The organism is Colwellia sp. MB02u-10 (assembly GCF_014077185.1).
GTDB lineage: Bacteria > Pseudomonadota > Gammaproteobacteria > Enterobacterales > Alteromonadaceae > Cognaticolwellia.
Genome location: NZ_JACGVK010000119.1, coordinates 102,299 through 127,577, shown reverse-complemented (window position 1 = coordinate 127,577; position 25,279 = coordinate 102,299). Strand labels below are relative to the sequence as shown.

Genomic DNA, 25,279 nt, shown 5'->3' with positions numbered 1-25,279 from the left:
TTTATTAAATAACACGCTTAAAAATTTTAATGTATTTATTCACCATAGTGGTAAGAGAAAAACTTTCAGCTATGCGTTTATAGCCGTTATCACCATATAGTGTTCGTAATCTGGTTGAGTTTATTAATATGTTTAATGCTTTCTCTAAGGCTTTTGGTGACGCTGGCGGCACTAAAATTCCTGTTTCTTCAGAAACAACAATCTCTTTAATACCGCCAACAGCGGTTGCAATAACAGGTTTTGCTTTCGCACCGGCTTCAGCGAAAACTAAACCAAAGGCTTCTTCTATTGATGGCTGTATAAAGATGTCGCAGGCTTCTAGCCAAGTGGCGACATTATTAATTTGACCGAGAAAGGTGACATTTTTATCAATATTCAATTTTTTTGTTAACTCGACTAGCACTTTTTTTTCAGCAGGAGTGCCTTCTCCAGCGATATAAAGATGTATGTTAGTGTTGGTTGTCGTTAGTTTTGCTAATGCGGCAAGTGTGTCTTGATGACCTTTAATTGCACCTAAATGCCCGATGCTCAACAGTGCTATTTGGTTAGTGGCGATGTTTACGTTATTACGCGCTTTACTAATTGAGGCTTCGCTAGGCTTTTTGTCAATGTGCGCACCACCATGCACCACATGACATTTTTTTTGGGGTAAGCGTAAATTATTTGTCAGCAATGAAAGCCGATCATAAGAAACAGCAATATAGTGTGAGACAAATAATTTAATTAATTTATTAACCGCATTGGGTTGGTATTTGGTTAAATCAGAACGGTGAAAAGTGGCAATGGTTTTTACGCCACAAGTGAAACCAGCAATACTTGCATAAAGTTGACTAAATTCACAATGTGCATGAATAAGATTGATTTTATTATCTTTTATTGTGTTTCTTATTTGAAGTACTAGCTGCCAATTAATACCAGGACTTTTGTTAATGACCTGTAAACCTGAGATGTTAACCCAAGTTTCTGGCTCAGAAAAACATAAAGCAACAGTATAGATTTTTTGCGCTACTAGTCCCGCTACGGTATCCGAATATCTTGTTGTTCTGCCTCCTTTTTCTAAACTTTGAACCACTTCCAAAACTCTTACGGGCCTAGACATTTATGTATACATCCTTGTCATCAATTGTAAATATAATATTAACATATCAATAGTGCGTAAACTAAATTATCATTCTAGTTAGTTTTACAAATATATCTAAATTAAGTCAAGAAAATAACTATGCTAGACAATAAGTCAGGATTAAAAGTCGCTCATATTGTGGGCAGTTTGAACGTGGGCGGCGCTGAACGCTTTGTGATTGATTTGTGTCGTACGCAAAAAAATAATGGTGAAAAACCCTTGGTTATTTCATTGGGGCAGCCAGGCGAGCAACTGGAACCCGAATGTAATGCTCAAAAAATAACGTTTTTTAGTAGTCGTAGGTCAACTATTTTTAAACTTATTCAAGTGTTTATTAGTCTTAAAAAAGTAGATGTTGTTCATATTCATAGCCCTCATGCTTTAAAGTTTCTTCAGGTAATGCTTCCTTTTGTAAAAGCAAAAATTATTTATACTCGCCATGGTGCGGCTCCTTTAAAAGCTGAACACTGGAAGAAATTACATGTGAAAGTTCAATCAGTTATCAATGCGGTTACTTTTGTGTCACAAGAAGGTATGGACAATTTCAAAAAACAACATCATTGGCCTGATACTTCACACCATGTTATCGACAATGGCGTGATCATTAATCCAGTAAAAAGTCATGAGGTAAGCAATGGCAAGATACGGCTTGGTTCTGTTGGCAGAATGATACCTTTAAAAAATCAATTAAGCCTGTTGAAAGCCGTTAAGTTGCTGGATATTGATTTGCAAAATAAAATTGAATTACATTTTTTTGGCGACGGCGAATGTTTAGAAAGTTTACGCTCTTATCAAAAGCAAGCTATGCCTCATTTAGCGGTAATATTTCATGGTATGGTAAATGACAGGGAAAAAATATATTCGAACTTTGATACCTTGGTGGTTTGCTCAGAAACAGAAGGTTTGTCGATGGTGATCATTGAAGCCATGGCAAATAAGATACCTGTTATTGCAACGAATGTGGGTGGCAACCCTAAACTTGTTTTAGATCAGCAAACAGGTTGGTTATTTAAGTATGACGATAATAAAAAATTAGCTGAAATTATTACCAGTATTGTGAAAAATGCGGATGTTTTAGCGCCAATAGGGTTTGAAGCTTTCAATTATATAAGTGCTAATTTTTCGATACAGTCATCGGCTAAGAAGTATCTAGCACTTTATGAAAAATAACCTGAGATTCATCTTGAAACACTTCAGCCAAGGGTATTTTATTTTCTGTTGTGGTATGTGCTTTTTGGTCACATTATTACCTTGGTGGCCGACTTACGAAATACTGACTATTCCTAAGTATGCGTTATTATTTGGTCCACGGTGGTGGTTGTTGATTGCTGTTATTGGTTTGTTGTTTTTCTGGCGTTATTTGTCAAAAGCACAATTATGGTTTTCTTCATTGTTGATTGTATTATCACTAAATTTTTTAGACTTTCAATTGCCGAGCCCAGGTTCATACTTTTCAACTTCAACTTCAACTTCAACTTCAGATGAAATATCAGTGCTTAGTGCTAATATTGGTGGTGGCGGCTCTAAGCGAGAGCTTGATTATATTGGCTTTAGTAGGAAGCCAGACATAATTTTATTGCAGGAAGCGAGAAACATAGCACTTTCAACGCTATTTATTGATTATGATTTTAAGGAGTGTATTTCTGGTTTATGTATTTTTAGTAAATACCCTTTCAAACAAGTTAAAGTACTGAGTAGAAGGTTATTTGAGGGCTGGGGGACTTTTGCCATTTTCTATCAAATTGAAACCCAGTTTGGTCGATTTTCTCTAGCGAATGTACACTTTGAAACACCGCGTTCAGTACTTATGGGTTTAATCTATCGTGTCTTTGATTTTACATTGGCAAACACAGTAGAGAGTAACCGGCAATTTGAAGCTGAATTAGTCAGTCTGTGGTCAAAAAACAAACCCTACACCTTAATTATGGGGGATTTTAATATGCCTGAAGATGAAAATACTTATCAGCGTAATTTTACACATTTAAATAATGCGATTGGCATCAAAGGTATTGGTTTTAACGCCACTAAGCATACGGCATGGCATGGCGTAAGAATCGATCATATTTTATATTCTGATGATTTTAAATTAAAGGCTGCTGATGTTGTTGAGGTTATAAATGGCGATCATCAGCCCGTGTTTGCTACTTTTAGTGTAGGTAATACCCATTAAATTAATTAAGGGTTCAGCTTTACCTTTACCCTCACTTTACATAAGTAATGAGAGCAAATTTTAAGAACAAGGTGCTTACATCGCCTTTACTCGTCATCTGGGTATATGTTTCATGTATTCTTTAATACCTTGCTCTAATGACTTACACCTCTTTAGAATATGGCTCCAGGGCATTAGTAAAACCTAGTATATTGATGTAAGCCTCTAGAATAATAAAAGAATATTTTGTTGAGCAATAGCTGGCGTGTGTGTTTGAAAGCAACAATATTATTAAATAGTTAGACCATTTAAATGGCTCACTTAGTTATTATCATGGGTGTCATTAAGAAAAGGATTTGTGATGTTAAAATTAGCGCTTATTGCGATTTATATTGTTTTGTTTTTTTTCTCAACGTATAGCTTAAGCGTTGAAAATACGATTACATTTGATCTTGCCAACATTAATAAAACAACAAATGAAGAGTCGATATTTTTATTGCTACCCATGCCAAATCAACGTGTTGCTTTGAACAGTAGTTTTTTTTTAACTGCCAATAACCATCCGATTAAAGCTAGCTACCAGGTACTTAATACTTGGCCAACCATGAAGAGTGAACCATTTATTCGCCTGCTGTCGATTGAGCTGAGTCGTTTGCAAGACTTTGCTGAAGCACTTGGGCCTAAAAAAATGACGCCTAAAACACTGACGCTTACTTGGTTAGATTCAGATAAAGCACTTGCTGTTCAGCAAATTAATGCTAATCAATCTAATTTAAGCCAGCTTGTTTATCCTTCAACACCATGGCTGGTGCAAAGTATATTATTACACCCCGATAAAGCACTAGACACCGATTGGTACACAGAGCCGCAAAAAAAATACGCCCATTACTTAACAAATCAGGCCTTGTTGAGAAAAAAAGGTTATCCAGCAAGCAAAGCAAGCCAATGGTTGTATGACCGTCCGCAAGCCATTTATCAATTGTTTTTAATGTCAGGTGAAAATCAATGGTTAATAAAAGCTAATAAACTTGCAGAATTTTATATTAAAAATATTGATGAAAGTGGCCTATTTGTTCTGAAAAAAAACTTTGACCCTAAATATTTAATGCCGAAAGGTTTGTTGTATCGTTATTTACTTACGGGTGACGTTGAAGCAAAAAAAACACTTAAGCTAATTTTTGAACGTTCACTAGATTGGGATGAAAGCTATAATTTAGGGCGTGGTTTTTGGACTGAGCGTAATCAAGCGGCAGCGTTAAATGTGGCTGTCTCCTATTGGGAGTTAACCAATGATGCAGCAGCCTTAGTTCGTATCAATAACATTATTGATGCGAGCGTTGCCATGACGTTTAATCCTGACAATAACTGGCCATTAAGAGGTTGTCCGCAGCATAGCTATAAATCGCATGAAGGTTGGGGTGATGACACGCCGGCTTGTTCACCTTGGATGATGGCTTTATTAGGTGATGCACTATGGCGCTTTTATCAACTAACGGGTGATGTGCGAGCCGCGTCTTTAATTGATGCCTTTGGCGACTTTATTTTGAATTATGGTATTTACTATGGTGATGCTAGGGTAAAGAATATTGTTATTGCTAAATACATAGTCTCTATAGAAAACCCTAAGCAGGAAGAGTTGAATCAATGGACAGATCCGCAGCATGCTTGTGATGTTGCCGCTTTATTGGGTAAGTCAGCCTATATAAAGCAAATAACCAAGCAGGATAACTTTATGGTGAAAACCTTATTTCGTGCTTTATTAGAGCAATGCTCAGGCACTTATACGAGATTAATAAAAGCACAAAAAAGCAAGCGAGAGAAAAATTACTGGGTGCTGAAACCGCCGCGACGTTTTGGTTGGATGTATTCAACGACCAGTGACTTACCTTGGTTAAAGAGCTTGTTGTTAAATACTGACTAATATTGCAATAGGCTTATGTGACCTGGCCAACTAAATGTAGACGCCTTGATTAAGTAGTTTTCTTAATTTCATCATGTTGACCTGGTCAGGTAGCGTGTTAGTTGATGATATTATTTTAGAGGTTTTGTAACTCAGCTTCGCAATTAAGTTGCTTGCAAGGTATAAAGCTCCAATGTAATTTTGTTTGATTGATGTTTTCGATTGCCATGGTTAATCGGGCGATTTTGAAGGCGGTAAGTGAAGAAAATTGTTGTTGATTGATTTCATAACTGACCTGAATTAGTGCGCTTTTACCCTCCTTGAAAATGCGGTGTATTTTTTGATTTTGACGGTTTTCTTGCCGAGTGCTTCTCCAACCACTAGGTATTAAATTATTTTCATAATAACTGGGTTTACCATCTAAGGCTTCTCCATTAAAAACATAAGTAAGCTTAATAGTGTTGTCGTTTGAAGATATATTGTGAGTGACAAAAGAATAAAAATGAATTTTTGGCTGTATTTCAAAAGCAGCATCGCTGGTTAAATTTTCAGTAGCAGCATCAGCAGGTATAAGCATGGTGCTGAAAGTGGTTGATGACAAGCCCAACATTAATACCAATGCGGCTATAGATGCATAGCTGGGGCTATTTTCGGTTTGTGTTGTATTTGAGGTTGAGGCAATTAAGTCAATGTCAGAAAGCTTGTTACCCCACCAAAAAAGAAAAATCATAAATGGCACATAAAGATACCAGCCAAAAGTATTATGATCTTCCATCAAACTACTTTCCATATTGGTATATTCACCAATTAATATTAACGCTGTAATTCTTATCCAGTTAGTCAGTAGTGCCCCAAAAATAGCGAGGGCAAAAAATCCTAATGCCTTTTTGACATTATTAATATATAGAAAGCTAAATAGTGAACTGATCGCTAATGAAACGATCATGTACCTTAAACCACTACAACCATCGGCTATTTCAAAAACGCCTGCAGGAATAGTGACTAAGTTACCTTCAACATAAGTCGGCACACCGGTAAACCTCATAAAGTAAGTCACTACGCCAACCGATATTTCTTGAAGTATATTGGTCAATATGCCCCAAACTGGCATGGTGAAAATTAGAAATATGCTAGGGAAAGCTATATACCTGTTCAATTTGTAAAGCAGATTAATACTAGTGACTAACACTGCTAGCAGAGAGCACCAGTAACCTAAACTTATTTGGGCATTGCTCATTATAAATAATGCTAAACAAGAAAAAATAAATATTACCGTTGCAGGAATGGATAGTTTCTCTCGAAGAGTCAACTTTCCTGCTTTTTGCAATATATAAAATAAATACAGTGAAATTATGGGTATTAAATAAGCATGAGAGTATGTGCCATCATCAAAACTATGTCGCCATAAAGTGATTAAGATAGGTATGTTTAATAAGGCAACGGTGAAAAAAATGAGCAAGATACCTAAAAGCGGTGTCTTAAAGAAAATTCTAATGATTTCAATGTGTTTGTTAAATTTCATTATCTTACTTTATCTATAATATAACGGGGAGAATAAATGAAAAGCTTATCTAAAATTAACGCTACTGTTAATTACAATAATAAAATTTATTCAATGGAGTTATTGTTTTTGTTATGATTAAGTTAACAAGATTTTAATGGTTTGTCTTTATTTAAAGGGTTATAAGCGGTTATATTTACTACAGACAATAAGTAATAAGTTATGAGAGCAATATTTATCTAGGTATTAACGTTAACTTTGATGAAAAATTTAGTGACAATTCTAGGTTAACTAATTGAAAGTTATATGTTAAGAATAAAACACAAGGAGTGGATTTTTTGAAATTCAATCAATTAGCAACATATTTAGGGTTTGCGGTTTTTATATCTGCTTGCAGTGAAAATACAACTTCACAAGAGCATGTTATCAAGGCGAAGTATGCGATAGAAAAAAACGAACTAAGTACAAGTGAAATAGAACTAAAAAATGCTTTAAAAGTTGATGGGGAAAACGCTGAAGCACGCTTTTTACTGGGTCAGTTGTATTTATCTCAAGGTAATAGTTTAGTTGCTATTAAAGAGTTAGAGCGAGCGCATTCATTAAATTACGACGCCAATAAAGTTGTGCCTTTATTAGCAAGGGCTTATTTTTTGGCTGAAAATTATGAAGATATTTCAAGCTTATCTGAAGACGGTGAATACTTAGTTCTAGAGAGTAAAATTAAATACTTAGCCTTTAAAGCCATTGGCGCTGTCCTTAGCGAACAACTTGAATTAGCTAAAAAAATCACCCTGAAAATAATGTCACTGTCTGAGTCCAACTCCTATACGTTGTTAGCAAATGCTTGGGTTAATTTTGCCGAAAATAATAATGAAGAGGCACTTTCTTTAGTATCAGCAGCTTTACTAGCAGACTCTCAAAACATTGATGCCTTGTTGTTAAAAGGTCATATTTCTTTTGCTTTAAATAAATTTGCCAGTGCGGCAGAAAATTTCAAGCAATATGAAAAATATCAGCCACAAGTGGGCGTAACTAAATTGTTCATTGCTCAGTCATTATTACGCGATAATAAATATGATGAAGCTGAAAAATATGCCGATGATATTCTTGCATTTAGCAGTGAACAACCTCTAGCAAATTATGTAAAAGCTGTGGTTATGTTCGATAAAAAAGACTTTATACTTGCCAAGTCACATGCTGAGACTGCGCTTAATCAAAACTATAATTTGCCGGTGTTAAAATTAATTGCCGGCACGAGTGCATTTAATGTAAATAATTATGAAAGCGCTTATCATCACTTAAACGCTATTGTAAAACAAATGCCAGCTAACCATTATTCAAGAAAAATATTGGCGATAAGTCAGCTTCAGTTGGGGTTAATTGATGATATAAATGAAACACTCATTGGCTTTAACGCTACTACTTCTGAAGAAGTACGTTTTTTATCTAGTTTGAGCTTTCAACTTGCTGAACTAGGGGCCGTTGACCAAGCTAATATTCTAGCAAGGCAAGCTAATGAGAGTGCAACCGAGTCGAATGCAGAGCAAAGTGTTCGTAGCGGTATATTAAAATTAATGACTAATGATCCTTCAGGGCTTGAAGATTTAGAATTAACACTTGAAGCAAACCCAAATTTTGAAGGTGCAGAGCTTGCGATTACTTATGCTGCATTACAAACAGGTGATTATGATAAAGCGCTTAAACTTGCTAAGGCATGGCAAGAAAAACAGCCTGACATAGCCAGTAGCTATAATATACTTGCGGCTGTTTATATTGCGCAACAAAACAATGAGTTTGCTACCCAAGCATTACAAACAAGTTTACTTAAAGAAGCCAATAATCTATTTGCGCTTACCGAGTTAGCGAAGCTTAATTATACGGAGGGTAATAAAACAGCAGCTGAAAAATTTGCCCTGCGTGCGATTGAGCAATATCCAGACAATGCAAAGGCTTTACGCTATTACTATACATTAAAACCCGATGAGCAAGCTTTAGCTAAAGTTAAGCAGGCTTACCAAAAAAATAGCGATAATATCGCATTAACTTTGTTATATATTGATGCGCTTATTAATTCAGGTGATTTGACACAAGCGCTAGTTATTTCCAATGGCATGCAAACCAATGTTAGAACACCCAAAAAGGTCTGGTTACAACGTATAGCTATTTATAAAAAGCAACAGAATGATCTGCAATTAATTACCACCATCGAGAAGTGGTTAAAGGCTAACCCTTATCATATAGAGCCTATTTTAATGGTTTCTGATTACTACGTTAAGCAAAGACAAGTAGACAAAGCACTTTATTATCTCGATAAAGCTTTGTTGGATCATCATAAAGAAAGCTTGGTATTGAAAATTGTAAAAATTCAATTGTTGTTGGATACTAATAATCTTTATGAAGCCAAAAAACTTTATCAAGATCAACAGGTCCAGGGTGTTAAGTCTGAGCTTAAATCAGGTGTAGAAGGGCGTGTCGCTTTACTTGAAAAAGACTTTGTTGAGGCCGCTCAAAAGTTAACACTTTTTTACCAAGCTTATCCATCACGCAAAAATGCCTTATTACTTGCGCTGGCGTATAAAGGTAACAACCAAGAAGTACAAGCACAAAAAGTTTTGCAGGAATATTTGATGAAGAATGAGCAAGACGACCGTGTACGTATGATGTTGGCTGATAGTTATTTAGCTACAGAGCCTAACAATGCAATTTTAGCTTACGAAAAAATGCTTATTAATGAACCTAGTAATGTCATTGTTCTCAATAACCTTTCATGGCTATATTTGGAAAAAGGCGAATTAGAAAAAGCGCAATTACATTCTAAAAAATCGATTGAACTTGCCCCTGACAATCCAAATGTTATCGATACAAGAGGAATGGTTCTACTTAAAATAGGGGACAGATTGGCCTCATGGAAAGCGTTATCAAAAGCATATAAAATAAGCAATGGGCAGGATATGAGTATCGCGCTTAATTATGCAGAGGTATTAATTGCTAATAACCTTAATAAAGAGGCGATAGCACTCTTGCAACAATCAGCAGCTAATAACAATGAGCTTAGCCAGCGAAAAGCGTCGCTGATGATACTGGCGAAAAAACAGTAATACTTTGTTTTAAATTGACTTTTAATTAACTCTTTGTTAGCAATTGGAGGTGGCAGTTTATCTTGTCTATAAACATTTACTTGCTATTTTTTGTTGTCTAAAAGTAGCAAGTAAATAAAATTTTAAATTATGCCTATTATAGCGCTAATAATATGCTTAACTAAATAAATGTTATTAGGCTTTAGACAGCAAGTGTTTTGCCAATATGATAACCACATATGAAGATATTACAACAAATGGAGTTCCACTAATGCCTCGTATAAGTTTAAAACTCATATTCGTATATTTAATAATAATAAATATTATGTCCTGCTCAGATCCGAAAACTGTTGAAGAGTATATGGCAGAAGCGCAAAGCTATTCTGAAAAAAGGGATTATGCCAGTGCAATAATCGTGTTGAAAAATGCGATTAATCTGGATAGTAATCATCCTCAAACTCGATACCTATTGGGTGTTTCTTATCTTGATCAAGGTAATTATGTGGGCGCTGAGAAAGAGCTTGAACGTGCATTAGCGCTTAGTCCTAATGAACAACAGTTAATGTCAAAATTAGTGCAAGTAAAATATAAACTGGGTAAATATGATTACATTTATCAAGTAGCTGAGCATTCTAGTGTATACGAAGACGATGATATGATTGTGATCCTAACGTATGCGGGCATTGCTTCTATTAATGAAGGTAAAGATATTCAAGCTAAATTTTATGTAGAAAGTGCATTAGCGATCAGTGATAGTTCAATATATGGACAAATAGGACGAGCCTATATATCTCATAGTGAGAATGATTTTCAAGAAGGACTTAATACGGTCGAAACACTTCTAGCTACGGCTCCTAATATGGCCGATGCGATTATGTTAAAAGGTTATTTATTACAAGCAACTGAACAATTTGAATTAGCAGCTCAAACATTTTCACAATATGCAGTGCTTAGACCTAAAGATTTTCAAGTACGTTTTTTTATCGCTCAAAACTACATTTACGCACAAAATTTTGATGCCGCAGAATTAGAAGTAAATCGACTCTTAAAAGTGTCGGCTAGCCACCCTTTAGCTAATCAATTTAAAGCTGAAATAGAGTTTTCCAGGGCAAACTATCAAGCCGCTCAAGAGTACGCCCTAAAGTCACTTATGCAAGGGGAAGGCTTTCACATATCTAAAATTATTGCGGGTGTTAGCAGTTATAAGTTAGGGGATTTAGAACAAGCCTATAATTACTTAAATAGCGTGAAAGCAATGTTACCCGCTGAGCATATTGTAAGACAACTGATTATTGAGATACAGCTTAAGCTGGGCTATGAAATTGATGCGGTAGCAGACTTAAGAGCCATGGTGGAGCTAAATACAGCCGATCCAGCTTTGCTCACTATGGCTAGTAATGAATTATTGACGTCAGGAAAAAAAGAAGTCGCTGAAGAACTATTGCAATATTCTATTGATTTAGATAGCAAAAATCCTGAAGAAGTCGCTAAACAAGGTCTCACACAACTTTTCCTTAATGAAACAGAAAAAGGCATAGAAAACTTAGAAAAAGCTTTGAAATTAGACCCCAATTTAGAATTTGCCGAACAAAGTCTTGTCATGGGGTATCTAAAGAATAGTCAGTTTACAGAAGCGCTTGTATTTGCTAAAAAGTGGCAGAGTATCGAATCTAAAAGGGTGCAAGGCTATTTACTCGAAAGTTTAGTATTGGAGCAACAAGGGGATTTGGAAGAGGCTGAAAAACTTTTATATAAAGTAATAGAAATTGATGAAAACAATACGGCTGCATTGTTTAGGTTGGCCGTACACTTACATAAAAATGACATGAATAGTGAGGCGTTCAACTATTATACCAAAACGATAAAACTGCAACCTCAGCATCATAGGGCAATGATCAACTTCACTCGCTTAATTGCGTCTTCAATGACAACTAAGATGGACTTATCAAGTAAAGCGATTCAATTTTATCACACTGCACTGGAAGATAATCCATCAAATAATTATCTGAAATTTGGTTTGGCGTTGATACATAATCAAAATAATACTCCTGAAGAAGCAATCGAATTATTTAAAGAGATTGAACAAAGCAGAGATCCTATCGTTGGAATTGAACTTGCTTTAGGTGATAGCTACAGACTAATAAAAGACTGGCGCAATGCAGAACGAGCATACCAAACATATAACAAAAATGAAGCTGAAGATTTACAGGTAATACATAAATTATTTTCACTGTATGAGCAAATGGGAGAACTTGATAAAGCCCTTGCGCTAGTAAAGGAGTCAATTACTTCTCATACAGACAAACCAGGGCTAGTCTTGCTGAAAGTTTATTATCAATCTCTACTAGGTGAAGAACCAAACTCTCAAGATTTAGATGAAATTAAAGCGAATAAAAATATCGCGGATCATTGGTTTGCAGATAAAACATTCGGTCATTTGGCTTATCGGAAAAAAGACTTTGAAGCTTCCAGCAATTATTATAATGCCGCTTATAATAAACAACCAAATGAAAAGAACGCAATGTATTGGGCAAAATCGGCAAGCTTGAAAGGTGATAAAGCACAAGCAGTGGAAATATTAGAAGCGCATGTCTCATCCGAACCGCTAGCGATTAAGGCGAAAATGATGTTGGCAGTTGGCTATATTATTGAACAAAAACCAGAGAAAGCGATGGCTACATATAAAGCGGTCCTCCAAATTGAAAAGAATAATAGTGTCGCGTTAAACAACTTAGCAAATTTGGAATTACAACAAAATAACACCACGGAGGCATTACATTATGCTAAAAAGGCGTTAACAGTTAACCCCACAAACGTTGATTTTATTGATACTTATGCACAAGCCCTAGTCGCTGTTGGACAAATAAAGCAGGCAATTGAACAATACGATTTAGCGCTATCGTCAAATAGCACCCCTAAAGTTCAAATAATTATTCATAAGGCAGAGGCGTTAATTGCAGACAGTCAACGTGAATTGGCCAAATCGTTCCTAACATCGATTAAAACTCAACAGCCTGATGAGCGTGAACAAATTAATAAACTACTAAGTGAAATTAATTAACTCATCATTGGCTGCTGTCAGTGGTAATTTGCTATTTAAGTACACAGTAACGCATTTTGTGTAACTGCCAAGTTTAAACAAGCTCTTTCAAACGGTCTTCGAATTTAATCATAAATCGATTCAAGGCCGTTTTCCAATTTCTTATTGCCATCGTTTATTTATTTGATGCTTATTCAATTGCTAAATAAATTTTTTAGCCGATTCATCATGCAGAAATAATTTGCGTTTTTTAATGGCCTTACGAATAACACTGTTCAATGATTTAATTTCATTAGGGTTATAAATGGCTTTGCGTATATCACTAGGCTAGTTATCGCGTGCTGACATTTTGCCAATTATTACGTTATGAGCGCGAGATACTTGAGTGTTTACTGTCCCTGCGTTGCTCAAATTTCTCGAACGTCATTATGCCTTCCTCTTCGGTTATCTAAATACTGAGTAATTATTTATGTCCGTCAATTTTGACGTCTGAGGCGAGGTCAGCGGCTTATCTTGTTTGGTTTTAACCACCAAAAAGGCGCTGCCAATATAATCGTGTGTTCAATTTTACTGACTTTGTTAATTATAAATTTTTAAATAAACAATATGTTATGAATGATGATTGGCTAAAATATATAACTGCATTAATGTTTTTATGGTTAATTATTCTCAAAAATAGGCGTTTATCTTTATGCCTGAAATTTTTAGTTCCACCACGCATTACATATGTCTGCTATTTTTACGTATTTACTTTTCTCATAACCTTGTTTTTCGTTAAGTTATTGTTAAATAATATTAAATAAATAATGGCTTAATGTTTGCATTTACCTTGGTAGTAGCTGTTATTGATAAGGAGTTATTGATAACTAAGAAATATAGTTGTAATAAATTAATTTAATTTAATAGGAAGTAAAGATGTTTAATTTAAGAAAAAAATTAGGTTTAGCCGCATTGTTAACTGTAAGTCTAGTTGGTTCTAGTCACGCTGATACAATATTGGATGATTTTAGTTATAGCCCTGTTGTAGATATTGAGGTTAACTCAGGGGTTACATCAGAGACTACAGAAAGATTAGATATCAATGCTCTTGGTGGTGACGTAATTTACACGTTGATCTATAATGGTGGGCAACTTGATTCAAGTTCGAGAAGTATAGACTTTGGCGGTGATGACGCTTTAACTTGGAATAATGATGCTACAATGCTATCTACGTTATCATTATTTTACACTGGCACTAATGGTACACCTAGTGAGCCTCTTGATCTAACGGCAGATGGAAATCAAAATGCATTCTATTATGATATTCTAGCGTCTGATACCGGTTTTGATATCAGTATTATTGTAGGCTCTGGCGGTTTTGACTTTAATACCCGCAGTAGTGTTAATGAAAGTGCATATTCATCAGCATCTGCATCAGTTAGTGGCTTAACTCGTACTACGCTTAGTTTTAGTGATTTTAATACAGTCTTAGGCTTAGGGGCAAACTTCGCCTCTGTAGACTATGTTCATGTGTTGCTTTCGACAACCACTGCCGGTGCGGATATGATAATTACTGAATTTGGTACGGTTCCAGAACCTACTAGCCTCGCTATATTTGGTTTAGGGCTAATCGGCCTAGCCTTTGCTGCAAGAAAAAAATCATAATTACTGATTTTCTTTCCTGTATTAAAAAAGTATAGAAAAAAACCTCGTTCAATGAGGTTTTTTTTTGCTAAAAATATCCTCATGATTTAAAAATTAATAACCTTTCTCCCCTATACTCCACAGCAATGACAATTCATCAAGGTATAAGCATATTTTAATTGGCTAATTAGTGTCAGCTTTTTTTACAACTTGATTTGTGCGAAAAGTAGACGATTCATTAGGTGGTTGTATTCAAATGATTTGTTATATTTGGCCTGTTTAATGCAATTGTTTACTCGCAACGGTTGTAACTTGCATAATTTTTAATTATGGAGAATGAAAATGTTAAATTTAACTAAAAAAATATTAATGACACTGGTGCTAACCTTAGGGATGGCGAGTTACAGTTATGCAGACATAGTCCTAGATGATTTTGACTATACGCCTGACCCACAAATAAATCTTGAAGTTAATGCTAGTAATACTTCGGACAGTACCCAGCGAAATAATGTTAACGTCTTGGGCGCGGATGTTGTTTATGATTTAGAATATATTTCTGGCGACTTAGATTCATCTGCAGTCACCTTTGGTGCTGGTAATCTGGCGCTTAGCAATGACGTCCTAATGAAATCTTCGTTATTGCTAACATATTCGGAATTAGTTGCACCGGGAGCTCCTATCGCCGATTTTAGTGCTCTTAATGGCTTTTATTTTGATCTGTTAAACTCTGATTTAGGTTTTTCAATCTTAGTGACCATTGGCTCTGACAGTGGCGCGAATACAAGTACCTCAAGTACTGTTTCAGGTGCAATAGCTAGTTTGACGCGTACTAATATACTTTTTAGTAGTTTTATGACTGGGCTAGGCACAGGCGCTAATTTTGCTGCGGTAGATTATGTTTCAGTTTTAATCACGTCAGAATTAGACTCTGTCGATCTACTGTTAACCGAATTTGGTGCGACAAATGTACCTGAGCCTACATCATTGGCCATTTTTGGTTTAGGCTTAATCGGATTAGCCTTTAGTGCGAGAAAAAAAGTTTAATCATCGATGGTGAAAGTAATAATATGAAGTATAAAAAAACCTCGTGCAAACGAGGTTTTTTTATACGATTTTATAGTGCAGGAGTGGTAGGGTGTTAGAAGAGTTTTTCCTTAGACAAGCAAAATACACGACTAAAAAAATATTATGCTTGTTCTTCCTAGTCTATTTGATTTTTCCACTATACTTATTGCCTCAAATTCTTCCCGAAGGTCAACCGCTAGACTTACAACTTTATTACACGCCAATGCAGGCCTATAAGCTTATCGCATCTTATGGCGTTGAAAACCGCCTTGCATATATTAAGGGACTCATCACTATTGATATGGTGTACCCACTTTTTTATTCACTTTTCTTAAGCTTATTACTGACTTTTTTTATTGCGCGAAGTTATGCAAAAAATCATAAAATGCAGTACGTAAGAGTACTACCTTTTTTTATCATGTTAGTTGATATTATTGAGAATATTTGTATTATTTTAATGCTACTTGAATTTCCCTGCGTAATCGAAAGCCTTGCCTTAGTGTCAGGTTTGATGACGTTATTAAAGTGGCTACTCATTGTAATGATTTTTGTTATATTGTGTTATGCCGTGGTTCATTTTTATCTGCATCGCTCTGATATTGAAGCGTCAGAAAACAACGCGTGTTAACAAATAACTGTTAACACTGAGTGCTTATCATCGAGTTACTGTGAATCTTTTACATACCTAAGCTCTTCTAAGCTTAACCTTACTGATCTACTCGTAGGGAGTGTAGAACGTCCTAGGCGACCGGCAAATATAGCACGACCAGCATTACTGTCGCCTATTAAGCTTTTAAAACAATGGTCCATTTTGATGGCATTTTCTCTAGCCTTTTTATTTTCAGTAAATTTTACATCAGTGCGTAAATACTCAGAAAAAATAACAGGTGTCTGCTCGGGTTGAAAGCCAAGTTGCAACGCTGTGGCTTGCAGCCAAAATTTTTGTACTGCTGCTCCTGCTTCTAAATAGCTTGCTAGCCCAGAGGGCTCTTTGTCAGCAATAATAACAAAGTGCGCACAACTTTTTATTGCGGTTGAAAAGTCCAATAATAGTTTAGGAACCACAGTACCGGCCAGATACTTATCAAGAAAGTGAAAGCGCGACCAGCTTTTTAATGACCAACGGGATAGAGTAATAGTTAAGGGGTCTATACCTAAAGATTTTGCTGGTAGCTTATCTTTACTAAATGTTGAGTTACAGTTTTTCCCCGGGCTAGTATCTTGCTCAATAGGAGTGAATTCGACTATTTTTGAATGCACGTTAAAGCCTTCTTCCATACTTAATCGCGTGGTGGCATTACCGTACATCAACTTAGCCACTTGCCAACGTTCAGCAAAAGACTCTTTCCAAATAACTGAATAGCCTTCAGGTAGTGTTGCTGCTAATTTTTGTTTTTCGGTTGTAGATAACGGCCTTGTTCCCATCCTTTTTCTCTGCACACAACGTGTTTTTATATAAGGAAAAAGAGCGTGAGTTGAAAGTGGCGTTTTAGACGCTTGTATTGCTAATTTAAAAGTAGGAAACAAGTCATAGCTTTCTTGGTCAGGCTCAAGACCGTTTTTATTGTTTATTTGACTGCAGCATATTTCAAAATTGAGAGATTGCGCGGCAATTTTTGCATTTTCTAGAAAGCAACCAAGCGCAAGTTTACTGGCGTTACCCTTTAAATCATAAACAACATCTTTTCGGGTATCATGACCATGAATGATGCAGCTATGCTCGTCTAAGACTTCAATTCTTAGCGGTTGCATATTGTCGCCACTGGGTGACCATTTAGCGTATTCAAAAATTTGTTCTATCGGTTTCAATTCAGTTTCAATCTTTATATTTGTTGTTGGCCGCATGACAATTTTTTTAGCTATTTTAAACATTAATCGGGGTAATATGCCGGCATTACCAAATGGTCTCCATGTTTTGGCGAACTTATTTCTATAGGCATCGAAATGTAAGCCCCACGGGGCAGCCAAAACAGGCCCTCTATTAAGTAATATTTTTAAAGCATAAGTTTCGGCAATTCCGGCACATAAATCTACGGCCATGGGGGTTGAAGGCCCGCGTTTTTCAATAAAACTGATGCGACTTTCATCAACAAGGTAAGAGCGCTGTAGCATAGCTGGAGATAAGCCAATGAGGAACTGAACTAGTTGGTCATTTTCAGTGTCTTTGTCGTCGAAGCGAAAGTATTGTTCGTAAGACATTTTACCCGGCATGAAACATAAAAATGCACAGCCCATTCCTAAAGGTGCTGCGGTAACTACGGGGATGTTTTTTTCATAACACTTTTGAAAAACGATTTTACGGGCTGCTAAAGCAAAAAAATCAAGGGCATCAACGTAGAGATCAACATCTTGTAAAAATTCATCTACATTGTGAGCAAATATTCCTTCAGGAAATTTTTTTATGTTGGCATCAGGGTTGATGTCTTTGGCCATATGTTCCATAACATCAACTTTTTGTTGTCCTAAAGTCGACATAAAGGCGCCAGACTGTCGGTTAAAGTTATGTACTTCAAAATTATCAAAATCAGATATCTGAAAATTATTGATGCCCAAACGCGCTAACGTTAGCAAGTGTGCACCGCCAACACCGCCAGCACCGGCAATAGCTATTCGTTTGTTTTTTAATATTTCTTGTTCATTCTCAGTCACCCAACCTATATTCCGAGAGAATGCTTCTTCATAGTTAAACATGAGGATCCTTTTATACTAAAATTTAGGTTTATTCAGCTAATATCAGTTGTTGATCTTAGTAATAGCATTAATACGGGAGATTACTATTTCAAACCTTTACCAATTTCTCTTTCTATCTCTTTATATAAACATTTAAATCCAGGGGTTAGGTTTTCCATAAAAATAGTTGGGTTGATGTAGTAAGGGGCACGCAAGCCATGATAATCAATGGCTTCGCCAAGCTGAATGAAGTTAATACCAACAAATCGTAGACTGCGGGCTAGCCTTGGTTCCATCATGACATACACGTGTTTTACGCCAGTTTTAATGCTTATTGACGCCCCGATCATATAAAGTCCAATAGCAATAAATGGAAAGCAACGTAACTCAGTTTCTGAGTAGGTGGGTTCATTAATCGTACCGACTGCTGAGCCCTTGAATTTATCTATTTTACGTCGTCTAAAGTCAGCTTTTACGGCAAGGCGAGATATTTCACCTACTTCATGGCGTGGAAAGTTACTTGGGTGTAGTTCTTTATTTTGTATGACATTGGGGCAATATTTTTCGATCGGTAGTAGTTCAGATTCGTTAGCTGATATCACCATTCTTACGCAGCTTGTGTAGGTATCCGACGGCTTATGTTTTATCATAGCGAAGATCGAGTGGGCATCAAACTCATCTTGTTCCTTGCCACCGTCTTTTACTTTTTCATAGGCCAATTCTTCACAATAAACGTTGTGACGAATGCGGAACACTTCGTCGCGTAACTCATCAGTATTGGCAATTTCAGGCTTTAAGAATTGGGTGAAATGCTCAGCAATATCCATCGCATCATGATTAACTTTCATTGATGCAATGCGTTTGGTGATGGCTCCAACCACGGGCACGTTTAGTAACTTCTTGCTCCAATTCATTACTTTTAGTTCCTGACTTTCAGTCGGTTATGCATGACGATAATTATGTTATTTTTAGTATAGCTATATAATTAATTTACCATTTTATGTAATAATTATGAAACATAATTGTTATTTATTTATTAACAGTTATGTTTTTAAACACTTAACGGCCATGATTAGTTTTAATGGGTACAATTTTCATTGCAGTTTCATAGCCAATATCGAAAAGTGAAAACTTTTTTTCTTCACTCATGCCAAAATCAACAGCTGAGCATAAGCCGGTATTGATAATGATAGTATTGTGCCAAAAGGCGTCATTAATATACTCACGTGATATGGTTGTCATAAAGGTTCTGATCAATAAGGTTACGTAATTTACGATAGGAAATAGCCCATCTGTTTTGAGCTCGTCATATTCATGCTCACCACGCAGACGAAAACACAATACGGGTGTGCCGTCCATAGCCCAATCTCGGTGCAAGGCATCCTCAGATAAAATACTGCCATCAACCATTAAATGTTTACCAAAGGGTTTAAAGCTGAAAACCAGTGGAATTGACATAGAAAAACGCACGGCCAAAGAAACTTTCATATTAGGTGTTCTTGCTCGGTTAAATATAATGGGTCGTCCAGTTTTAACGTCAGTTGCTACTATATGTAAGTTTCGGTTTAGGTCGATAAACCTTTTACCGGTTAAGTGTTGGTCAACCCATTGTTCAAAAATGTCACCGGAACTTAAACCGCCATTACGAATTAAGCACACTAATGAGAAACCTTTAAATTGATTATAATCGGTAGTTATCGCAATATGTTTAATTTCTGCTATCGATAATCCAGCAGCATACAAGCTTGCAATTATGCTACCTCCCGATACGCCAACAAGATGAGAGAAATCAATATGCAAATCTTTCAATGCTTGCAAAACGCCGATATGAGCGGGTGAGCGTGTTCCCCCGCCAGCTAAAATAGGCACTATACTCGCCACATATATCTCCTCGCTGTATCCAATTATTTAATTATGGGTAAAAATGACAAAATCGCTAGCAAAAAAATGTGCTAAGTTCAGGTAAAGTTTTAAATTTTTAAAAGGAGTGAAAATATGAATAAATTATTACCACTATTAATCTTTATTGGGCTGATATTCAGTTCAATAGCCTGTGCTGATTTAGCGGATACGGTTAGCTTACTTAAACCTTCTGTGGTTGGCATTGGTGTTTATACGCCGACAGGACAGCCGAAAAATCAACTTTATGGCACGGGCTTTGTCATTGGTGATGGCACTTATATCGTGACCAATAACCATGTTATTGAGCAAGAGTTAGATGATAATTTGTTACAGAAATTAGCCGTTTTTACCGGTAAGGGCCAAGCGGCGAAAGTGAAATTAGCTAAATTGGTTGCCCGTGATGAGGAGCATGATATTGCTATTCTTAAAGTTGAGGGGAAGGCGTTACCGGCATTATCATTAGCAAACAATGACTTTCGACGTGAAGGCAGTGCTATCGCGTTTACTGGATTCCCGATTGGCGCGGTGTTAGGGCTTTATCCTGTAACACACCAAGGTATTATTGCTGCCGTAACACCAACTATTATACCCGTTGATGATGCAAGACAAATAAGCATAGCGATGCTTAAGCGCTTAAGAGACCCTTATTTAGTGTATCAATTAGATGCAACGGCCTATCCGGGCAACAGTGGTAGTGCTATGTATGATGTTAAAACGGGTGAGGTTATCGGCATTATTAACAAAGTTTTTGTTCAGCAGAGTAAAGAAACCGTGATCAGCAAGCCGAGTGGCATTACCTATGCGATACCCGTAAAGTATCTACATAAACTATTAAGAAAGCATAATATAAAGGGCTAGTGACTATATCTTGCCTGATGATTTCAGCCGCTGGTAAAGTAAAAAAGCGGATTAATCTTCAGCACTTGTTTGTTGATTTGATGTGGCCGTTTTATTGTTTAGTAGCCTTGATATTGGTACTAGCTCTATGTTGTTTTTTTCGAGCAAAGGCAAGAGTTTATGTAATGATCTGATGGTTTCAGGATGTGGATGAGCGATAGCAACAACGCTACGATAACGTTTGGCATCGAGTATGAGTTGCTTAAATTGACTAAGAATATAGGCGTGTTCTAATTTATTATCGAGAAAAATATGTCGATGTAAACTGGGTACGCCAAAGCTTATGGCAACTTCTTCTGCTTGGCTAGCGCTAGTGGTTAAGCTATCAATAAACATTAAGTTTCGTTCACGCAAAAATTGCATGGTCCACGCCATAGGTTGATATAGCTCGGTAAGTTTACTACCCATGTGGTTGTTGATACCCAAAGCGAAAGGAATCTCAGCAAAGGCATGAGTTAAGCTTGCTCGAATACCCGTTTCATTCATAGCACTGGTTAACGCGCCTGGGCCGAGTTTTTTACCATTTTTTGCTTCCATGGGAATATGCAAAATAACATCATTTTTGTTTGCTTTTGCCTGTAACGCCAATATTTTTCCATAGGGCGTATGGGGAAGAATCGCGTAACTGATATTCCCGGGTAAATACAGTGCTTGCACGTCGCTTTTTCGATAGCCAATGTCGTCAATAATGATCGCTACTTGTGCAGGTTGAGCATAAAGCAAAGTAGGCCAAAGTAAGCTAAAGGTTAGTAGGAATCGCAGCACGGTTAGTTTTTTTTGATGAGATAATAAATCATTATTTAGGGTAACAGCTCAGATGGTTAAAATCGACTAGTTAAACGCTTAACAATGCATAAGCTTATTTACACCAAAGTTTAGGGTTGACGGCTATTCCGGTATGTCGAATTTCAAAGTAAAGGCCTGAGTTGGCTTGACCACCACTTTGACCTACTAAAGCTATGGGTTCACCCGCTTCTACACGGTCGCCAACAGCTTTAAGTAACGCTTGATTATGACCATATAAACTCATGTAACCATCGCCATGATCAACAACAGAAACTAGTCCATAACCTTTAAGCCAATCTGAAAATAAAATAGTGCCGTTATGAATGGTTTTAACTTGTTGGCCAATCGGTGCTGAAAGAAATACCCCTTTCCATTTTAAGTAGCCTTGTTTACTTGAACCAAAACGGTGGCGAATTTGCCCTTTAACTGGCCAACTCAGTTTACGTTTTAATTTACTCAAACCGATTAGGTTATCTACTTTTTGTGCGGTAGCAGCCATTTTTTTCAACAAGGCAACCAATGCTGACTCTTCTCGTTCTAATTTAGTTAGCTTCTGTTGTTCGGTAAGCGCTTTTTTATTGAGCGCTTTTAAGGTTTGTTTTTGTTTGGTTTTTGATAATTCGAGTAGTTGTTTTTGCTGACTTTGGGTTTGTGTTAATTGCGTTAATTGCTCTGCTTGCTGCTGGTATTGTGCTGTCACGTCATTCAGTTGAGTAATCGTACTTTTAAAGGCTTCAATTTCTTTAATACGGGCAGCATTGAGGTATTGATAATGAGTAATAGTACGCTGTACGTTACTAGGTTTTTGTTGGTTAAGGATTAACTTTATATAGTCGTGATGGCCAGTAGAATAGGCGGCTCTAAGCTGCTTGGCTAATATCTGCTCTTGCTGTTTTTTGGCCAGTGTTAATTGTTTTTTTTCTGCGCTAAGTTGGCCCAGTTTTTGGCGTGTTGTGGTTAGGCTACTACTGGTATTTGCTAAGTTTCGGGCCACTTCACCTATGGCGATATCGTCTGTTTTTAATTGTTGCTCTAGATCACTGATCTCTACATTAGTACTTGATAAGGTTTGTTTTTGCTGATTAATAGCCTGTTGAATATCAGACAGTTGCTGATTGGTTTTTGCACTATTTTTAACATTAGCGTCTGTTTGGGCCAAAATATCAAACGAGCAAAACATCAGCACTAAGCCAATAAAAAAAGCATAGCCAGTGCTAAATTGGCTACGTTCTAATATTGGCTTGCTGATATTCATCTTAAAAAGCATGTTTAGATTAAATTAAATTAAGTTAAGTTTAATAAGTTACACCCTGTCATATCTTTAGGCTGAGGCATATTCATTAATGATAAAATAGTGGGGGCGATATCACTCAGCGCGCCTGTTTTGGCCATTTTTGCATTTCGACCAATATATATTAACGGTACAGGTTCACAAGTATGTGCGGTGTGCGCTTGTCCTGACACCTTGTCCATCATTTGTTCTGCGTTACCGTGATCAGCGGTAATTAAACACTCGCTGCCAGTTTTCTCTAATGCGGTCACTATTCTACCAATACAAGTGTCGACGGCCTCACAGGCTTTTACTGCGGCATCAAAATCACCGGTATGACCTACCATATCACCATTTGGATAGTTACAAACAATAAAGTCATGCTCGCCGCTTTCTATTGCGGCCACTAATTTGTCGGTTAACAGGGTTGAGTTCATTTCTGGTTGTAGGTCATAGGTTGCTACTTGTGGTGATGGCACTAATATTCGTTGTTCACCGACAAAAGTATCTTCTTTACCACCGCTGAAGAAAAAGGTTACGTGCGCATACTTTTCTGTTTCTGAAATGCGCAGTTGCGTTTTATCATGCTTTTCTAGCCATTCACCTAACACGTTATTAAGTTTTACCGCGGGAAATGCAGAGGGCGTATCGATGTCGGCGGCATATTCGGTTAGCATAACAAAACTGCTGAGTTTGGGTGGTTTTTGGCGTGTGAAGCCTGAAAACTTTGTGTCGGTAAAGCAGCGGGTAAATTGGCGTGCACGATCGGCTCGAAAATTCATAAAGATCATGGCATCGCCATCTTCTACCTTAATCACTTCACCCTGTTCGTCGGTAATCGCTGAGGCTTTGACAAATTCATCATTTTCGTTGCGCGCGTAAGCTGCATGCAAAGCATCAGTCGCCTGAGTATAGTGAAACTCGGCTTGACCTGAAACCATTAAATTATAAGCTAATTCAACGCGTTCCCATCGTTGGTCTCTGTCCATGGCATAATAGCGGCCAATCACTGAGGCAACTTGCCCACAACCTAATTCAGCAAACTTTGCTTGTGCTTTTATTAACGAAGCTTCTGCACTGCGTGGTGGCGTATCACGGCCATCTAAAAACGCATGTAAATAAATCTTTTTTGCGCCTTTTTCTGCAGCCATTTCTAGCATCGCAAAAATATGATCTTCATGGCTATGGACACCACCTGGAGATAATAGACCAAAAACGTGTATCGCTTTATTGTTGCTAACGGCGTTTTCTACCGCATTGACTAAAACAGGGTTGCTTTGAAATTCTTTATCTTTAATCGCTTTGGTAATGCGAGTGAAGTCTTGATAAACAATACGGCCAGCGCCTAAGTTAACATGACCTACTTCAGAGTTACCCATTTGCCCGTCAGGTAAACCAACCGCCATGCCTGAGGTCTCAATCAGCATATTCGGTTTATTCGCCATTAAGTTATCTATTACCGGAGTTTTGGCATGATAAATAGCATTAGACTCTGGGTTTTCTCTATATCCCCAACCATCTAAAATAATAAGAACTGTTGATTTTTTGTTTGGCATCACGGCTTCCTTTATACAAGTAATGAGAGGTAAAAATAATTTTCAACAGCAGTATATCAAGACACGCAGTGAATATCTTCTGTCTATGTAGAGAAAATAGCAGAGAAAACACTTCTGATCTCATCAGTTTTACAAGTCAATTATGGTGTGAAAAGTTACAGCAATAAGAACAAAATTTGTTTATGCTTATTAAGATATTAAGTAAATCTGTTTTTCTATGAAAAGTTCAGTTTGGGTTTAGTTTATTAGCCTGTATACTATTGCCAAATTTTAGTTAATTAGAATATAAAACTTATGGACCAACTTATTACCTTCGCAATGAGTCAATCTTTGCTCAGCACTATTTGGCTGTTTATTGTTTTGATGATTATTGTCATGACGATTAGAATTCAAATGTCACCTATTAAACAATTAAGCACACAACAAATGACTTTTTTAGTTAATAGAGAGTCTGGTGTTGTTGTTGATAGCCGAAGCGAGAAAGACTTTAAAGCCGGACATATTGTTGATGCGTTACACCTTGGCAATGATAAAGTCAGTAAAAATGACTTTTCTAGTCTTGAAAAACATAAAGATAATCCCATCATTATAGTATGTAGTGCTGGCATGAGCGCAGGTAAAGTGGCTAGCCAACTAACAAAAGCGGGTTTTACTCGAGTAAGTTTACTTAAAGGTGGCATGAGTGCTTGGTTAAGTGCAGGTTTACCTGTAACTAAGTAGTGT

18 protein-coding genes are annotated in these 25,279 nt (G+C 36.8%); 10 read left to right on the top strand and 8 right to left on the bottom strand.

The features are described from left to right. Positions 1–4: 4 nt before the first annotated feature. Complete coding sequence (locus H4J59_RS10885) at positions 5–1,099, bottom strand: glycosyltransferase family 4 protein (protein ID WP_182239284.1); 1,095 nt, start codon at positions 1,097–1,099, stop codon at positions 5–7. A 120-nt stretch (positions 1,100–1,219) separates the two neighbouring features. Here H4J59_RS10885 and H4J59_RS10880 point away from each other — a divergent pair, with 120 nt between their 5' ends. The 3 genes from H4J59_RS10880 to H4J59_RS10870 all read left to right on the top strand — a co-directional run bounded on the left by H4J59_RS10880 (position 1,220) and on the right by H4J59_RS10870 (position 5,190). Next, entirely contained in the window at positions 1,220–2,290 is a 1,071-nt protein-coding gene (locus H4J59_RS10880; RefSeq protein ID WP_182239282.1) for a glycosyltransferase family 4 protein, read from the top strand. Positions 2,291–2,354: 64 nt separating this feature from the next. Beyond that, complete coding sequence (locus H4J59_RS10875) at positions 2,355–3,290, top strand: endonuclease/exonuclease/phosphatase family protein (RefSeq protein WP_182239280.1); 936 nt, start codon at positions 2,355–2,357, stop codon at positions 3,288–3,290. 340 nt (positions 3,291–3,630) lie between these two features. Further along, entirely contained in the window at positions 3,631–5,190 is a 1,560-nt protein-coding gene (locus H4J59_RS10870) for a hypothetical protein (RefSeq protein WP_182239279.1), read from the top strand. Between the two features lie 115 nt (positions 5,191–5,305). Here H4J59_RS10870 and xrt read toward each other — a convergent pair whose 3' ends face one another. Then, positions 5,306–6,691 carry an exosortase gene (gene xrt / locus H4J59_RS10865; protein ID WP_182239277.1) on the bottom strand — a complete coding sequence of 462 codons (1,386 nt, stop codon included), beginning with the start codon at positions 6,689–6,691 and terminating at the stop codon, positions 5,306–5,308. Between the two features lie 317 nt (positions 6,692–7,008). Between xrt and prsT (H4J59_RS10860) the strand changes: the two genes are divergently transcribed. The 5 genes from prsT (H4J59_RS10860) (at position 7,009) to H4J59_RS10840 (ending at position 16,103) form a co-directional block, all read left to right on the top strand. Continuing rightward, positions 7,009–9,768 (top strand): XrtA/PEP-CTERM system TPR-repeat protein PrsT, encoded by a 2,760-nt coding sequence (gene prsT / locus H4J59_RS10860; protein WP_182239275.1) that lies wholly within the window; start codon positions 7,009–7,011, stop codon positions 9,766–9,768. A 250-nt stretch (positions 9,769–10,018) separates the two neighbouring features. Next, on the top strand, positions 10,019–12,808 hold the full coding sequence (prsT, locus tag H4J59_RS10855; protein ID WP_182239273.1) for an XrtA/PEP-CTERM system TPR-repeat protein PrsT: 2,790 nt from the start codon (positions 10,019–10,021) through the stop codon (positions 12,806–12,808). Between the two features lie 894 nt (positions 12,809–13,702). Next, positions 13,703–14,431 (top strand): PEP-CTERM sorting domain-containing protein, encoded by a 729-nt coding sequence (locus tag H4J59_RS10850; protein WP_182239271.1) that lies wholly within the window; start codon positions 13,703–13,705, stop codon positions 14,429–14,431. A gap of 321 nt (positions 14,432–14,752) precedes the next feature. Further along, positions 14,753–15,454: a PEP-CTERM sorting domain-containing protein gene (locus tag H4J59_RS10845; protein ID WP_182239269.1), complete on the top strand. Its 702-nt coding sequence runs from the start codon at positions 14,753–14,755 to the stop codon at positions 15,452–15,454. A 91-nt stretch (positions 15,455–15,545) separates the two neighbouring features. After that, positions 15,546–16,103 (top strand): hypothetical protein, encoded by a 558-nt coding sequence (locus tag H4J59_RS10840; protein ID WP_182239267.1) that lies wholly within the window; start codon positions 15,546–15,548, stop codon positions 16,101–16,103. A gap of 35 nt (positions 16,104–16,138) precedes the next feature. On the opposite strand, the gene H4J59_RS19660 is transcribed toward H4J59_RS10840, so the two are convergent. From H4J59_RS19660 to H4J59_RS10825, 3 genes are all read right to left on the bottom strand, one after another. After that, positions 16,139–18,166: a ThiF family adenylyltransferase gene (locus H4J59_RS19660; protein ID WP_182239265.1), complete on the bottom strand. Its 2,028-nt coding sequence runs from the start codon at positions 18,164–18,166 to the stop codon at positions 16,139–16,141. Positions 18,167–18,249: 83 nt separating this feature from the next. Beyond that, positions 18,250–19,059, bottom strand: a complete 810-nt coding sequence (locus tag H4J59_RS10830) for a PEP-CTERM/exosortase system-associated acyltransferase (RefSeq protein WP_182239263.1) — start codon at positions 19,057–19,059, stop codon at positions 18,250–18,252. A 145-nt stretch (positions 19,060–19,204) separates the two neighbouring features. Further along, a complete protein-coding gene (locus H4J59_RS10825; RefSeq protein WP_182239262.1) occupies positions 19,205–20,026 on the bottom strand; it encodes a patatin-like phospholipase family protein in 822 nt (273 codons plus the stop codon). A gap of 114 nt (positions 20,027–20,140) precedes the next feature. Here H4J59_RS10825 and H4J59_RS10820 point away from each other — a divergent pair, with 114 nt between their 5' ends. Further along, positions 20,141–20,905, top strand: a complete 765-nt coding sequence (locus H4J59_RS10820; protein ID WP_182239260.1) for a S1C family serine protease — start codon at positions 20,141–20,143, stop codon at positions 20,903–20,905. A gap of 51 nt (positions 20,906–20,956) precedes the next feature. Here H4J59_RS10820 and H4J59_RS10815 read toward each other — a convergent pair whose 3' ends face one another. The 3 genes from H4J59_RS10815 to gpmI form a co-directional block, all read right to left on the bottom strand. Further along, positions 20,957–21,667, bottom strand: coding sequence for a divergent polysaccharide deacetylase family protein (locus tag H4J59_RS10815; protein ID WP_259369485.1), 711 nt, complete (start codon positions 21,665–21,667; stop codon positions 20,957–20,959). Positions 21,668–21,803: 136 nt separating this feature from the next. Next, positions 21,804–22,985, bottom strand: a complete 1,182-nt coding sequence (locus H4J59_RS10810) for a murein hydrolase activator EnvC (RefSeq protein ID WP_182239259.1) — start codon at positions 22,983–22,985, stop codon at positions 21,804–21,806. Between the two features lie 29 nt (positions 22,986–23,014). Continuing rightward, positions 23,015–24,556: a 2,3-bisphosphoglycerate-independent phosphoglycerate mutase gene (gpmI, locus tag H4J59_RS10805; RefSeq protein ID WP_220469791.1), complete on the bottom strand. Its 1,542-nt coding sequence runs from the start codon at positions 24,554–24,556 to the stop codon at positions 23,015–23,017. Positions 24,557–24,850: 294 nt separating this feature from the next. Here gpmI and H4J59_RS10800 point away from each other — a divergent pair, with 294 nt between their 5' ends. Continuing rightward, positions 24,851–25,276 carry a rhodanese-like domain-containing protein gene (locus tag H4J59_RS10800; protein ID WP_182239255.1) on the top strand — a complete coding sequence of 142 codons (426 nt, stop codon included), beginning with the start codon at positions 24,851–24,853 and terminating at the stop codon, positions 25,274–25,276. Positions 25,277–25,279 lie beyond the last annotated feature (3 nt).